This is a genomic window from Arenimonas sp., from assembly GCF_019459675.1.
Taxonomy (GTDB): domain Bacteria; phylum Pseudomonadota; class Gammaproteobacteria; order Xanthomonadales; family Xanthomonadaceae; genus Arenimonas.
The window spans coordinates 1-3,378 of record NZ_JAIBFH010000117.1; the positions used below are offsets into that span (position 1 = coordinate 1).

The following is a 3,378-nucleotide window of genomic DNA, read 5'->3' on the forward strand; positions in this document are numbered from 1 at the left end:
CTAGCCCGCGGTTGGTCTGCAGCCGGCCCGGAAGCAGGTTGAGCATGGTGTTGGGGTAGATGAAGTAGTACACCGCGTCGCCGTCGCCGTACAGGCCGGCGTCGCTCTGCAGCGGGCTGTACTGGTAGGAGAACCAGTCCAGCGTCCCGGTGACGTACTGCCGGTAGTCCAGCAGGCTGTTGAGGCCCGGGTGGATGTGCGGCACGTGGTAACCCTCGAGGTAGTTGTCGCAGTAAACCTTCCAGTTGCAGGCCACTTCGTAGCGGAAGCGCTTGTGGAAGACGAAGTCCCTGGGCGACAGGCCGCGCAGTGGCGCGTCGAAGCCGGCGCTGAACTCCGCGAACGAGGGCGCGCCGTCGCCGGCCACGAACACCAGGCCCTGCCAGGTGTCCACGCGCAGCTCGGGCAGCCGCACGTCGCTGGGCTCGAAGTCTTCGGCTGTCTGCATTTCAGGCGCGCTGCGCAGCACGCCCTCCAGCGTGTAGGTCCAGCCGTGGTATTTGCAGCGCAGCACCTTCGCCGCCTTGCCATCGCAGGTGGCCAGCGGTCCGGCGCGATGCCGGCAGACGTTGTGGTAGGCGCGCAGCTGGCCCTGCGTGTCACGGATGACGATCACCGGCAGCCCCGCGATGTCGGTCACCACGTGGTCGCCGGCGTTCGCCAGCGCCGCCTCATGCCCCACCAGCTGCCAGCTGCGGGCAAACACCACCTTGCGGTCGCGTTCGAGCATGGCTTCGCCGCGATAGAAGTCGGCGTGCAGCGCCAGGGCGTGGTCGAGGGTCTGTGGGGCGAGCGGGTCTGCGAGCTGCGGGTTCATGGGCCGGGCCAATCAGGGCAATGCGCCAGTATTGCCCGCCGGGCGGGCCCGGGAAAGCCCGAACGGCCGCCAACCGGCGCAAGCCTCGGTACTGGGCCTACACTTCGCAGATGAACTATCAACTTGTCATCAAGTTCTGGCGCGCGTCGCTGGACGACGAAGCCTTCATGCCGACCCTCGAGGCCGAGCTGAAGCAAGTGCTGGGGAACCTGGTCACGCTGGATGGCTACGACCTGAGCGCCAAGGAAATCAACCTGTTCGTCCTGACGCCCGACCCAAGGCATTCCTTCCGGCGCCTCAAGGGCGTGCTCGAAGCCAAGGGCCTGCTGCAGGGGATGTCGGCTGCCTTCCGGGTGGAGGGCGGCGATCAGTTCACGTCGCTGTGGCCGCTGCGCGCGATGCGCAAGTTCAAGCTCCCCTAGCCGGGGCCAACGAAAACGGCCGGCGAATGGCTTCGCCGGCCGTTGTTTTCAGCGCATCACGACAGGATCAGGACGCGGCGGGCTGCTCCCAGCCGCAGGTCTTGCCCTTGTTCTGCTCGATCAGCCAGGTCTGCAGCGGCGCGAAGTATTCCAGCACCGCCGAGCCGTCCATCTGCTCACCGCCGGTGAGCTCCTTCAGCGTTGCCTGCCAGGGCTGGCCGGCGCCACGCTGGAGCATGGCCCAGTAGCGCTTGCCGGCCTCGGGGTTGTTGGCGAAATTGCAGCTGTACAGCGGGCCCGTGTGGCCGGACGCGTCGCAAAGCGACTTGTAGAACTGGAACTGCAGGATGTGCGAAAGGAAGTAGCGCGTGTAGGGCGTGTTGCCCGGCACGTGGTACTTCGCGCCCGGGTCGAAGAACTCCTCGCCGCGCGCGCCCACCGGGGCCACGCCCTGGTACTTGGCCTTGAGCTCCCACCAGGCGGTGTTGTAGTCGGCCGGCGCGATCGAGCCGTCGAAAACGCCCCAGCGCCAGCGGTCGATCATCAGGCCGAACGGCATGAAGGCGACCTTCGAAAGCGCCATGCGCATCTGCGAATTGATCACCGCTTCGTTGCTCAGCGCCGGCTTGTCCACCAGGCCGATCGAGGCCAGGTAGTCGGGCGTCATGGACAGCTCGATGGTGTCGCCGATGGCCTCGTGGAAACCGTCGTGCGCGCCGTTCTGGAACATCGGCGGCTGGTCCTTGTAGGCCAGGTAGTAATAGATGTGGCCGAGCTCGTGGTAGATGGTGGTGAGCTCTTCCTCGGTCGGCTTGATGCACATCTTCATGCGCACTTCGCCCTCGGTGTTCATCGGCCAGGCGCTGGCGTGGCAGACCACGTCGCGGTCGCGCGGCTGCACCAGCATCGAGTCGGTGTAGAAGCTTTCCGGCAGGGCCGGCATGCCCAGGCCGGTGTAGAAGCTCTCGGCCAGCTTGGTCATGCGGGTGGCCATTTCCAGGTCGGCCTGGCGCTCAAGCTCCACCTGCTGCGAGGCGGTGAGCTTGCCCATGCCGCCGGCGTCGGCCACCAGGCCGGCCAGGATCGCGTCACGCTGCTTCTGCAGCGCGCCGCTGACGTCCAGGCTGCCCACGCCCTGGTAGGGCTCCAGGATCGGCCAGAGGTTGCCCCAGTCCTGCTGCCACAGGTTGCCGGTGAGGTGGGCCGGGATCATGCCGTCCACCGAACCCTGGTCGCCATACTTGGCCACCAGCTTTTCGCGGGTGTAGCACTGCAGCTGTTCGTACAGCGGCTGCACCTGGCCCCAGAGGCGGTCGGCCTCGGCCTGGAAGTCGGCCGCCGGCATGTCATAGCCCGAACGCCAGACGTCGCCGGTGTTGGCGAAGCCCATTTCGGTGGCACCTTCGTTGGTGAGTTCAACGAAGCGCTGGTAGTCCTTGCGCATGGGCACGGCGATGGTGTGCCAGCCTTCCCACGCGGCCTTGAGCTCGTCGTAGCTGCTGGCCGGGCTGGCAAGGATGTCCGACACCTGGCCGATGTCCTTGCAGTCCTTGCCGTCCACGCACCACTTGCCCTTGCCGTACTCGCCGCCCATGCGGCTGACGATCTCGGTGAGCTCCTTGAGCTTGGCCGGGTCGCGCGGGGCGGGCAGGGAAGCGCTGACCTTGAGCAGGTGCAGCACGCGCGCCGTCTCGGGCTTGAGGCCGGTGGTGTCGTAGGTCTTGGCCTGTTCGACGAAGGCGTTGTTGAGCGTGAGGTAGCGTTCGTTGGCCGCCGACTCGATGCGCTGGCTGTCGGCGTTGATGTAGGTCGCGCCCAGCCACGCCGCCGAGGTGATCTCGGGCGTGATTTCCTTGATGGTCTTGTTGACCCGGGCGACGAACTCGTCGGCGGTTTCGCCGGCGGCGGCGTCAGGGGTTGCGGCGGCGGAAGCGGCGGCCGGCGGGTTGGCCGCGGACTGGTTTTCGGACTGGCAGCCGCCCAGGACAAGCAGGCCGGCAGAGATGGCGAGCGCCAGCAGGGCGCGTTGGGAATTCACGGGAAAGTCTCCAGGATCAGCTGCGAGCGCAGGGTGCCGGAAGGCTATTCCTGTGTGGGGCTTGGGTGCAAGTAGGGGGGCGGTACCCCCCCCATTGCCGG

At 66.8% G+C, this 3,378-nt stretch carries 3 protein-coding genes; 1 reads left to right on the plus strand and 2 read right to left on the minus strand.

The genetic code is table 11. The annotated features are described in order from the left end of the window. The coding region (locus tag K0M70_RS04220; RefSeq protein ID WP_290779691.1) for an aromatic ring-hydroxylating dioxygenase subunit alpha at positions 1-817 on the minus strand (817 nt) is incomplete at its 3' end. A 110-nt stretch (positions 818-927) separates the two neighbouring features. Here K0M70_RS04220 and K0M70_RS04225 point away from each other — a divergent pair. After that, a complete protein-coding gene (locus K0M70_RS04225) occupies positions 928-1,239 on the plus strand; it encodes a hypothetical protein (protein ID WP_290779694.1) in 312 nt (103 codons plus the stop codon). 67 nt (positions 1,240-1,306) lie between these two features. Here the strand turns inward: K0M70_RS04225 and K0M70_RS04230 are convergent, their stop codons facing one another. Beyond that, positions 1,307-3,277 (minus strand): M2 family metallopeptidase, encoded by a 1,971-nt coding sequence (locus K0M70_RS04230; protein ID WP_290779697.1) that lies wholly within the window; start codon positions 3,275-3,277, stop codon positions 1,307-1,309. Positions 3,278-3,378: the final 101 nt, after the last annotated feature.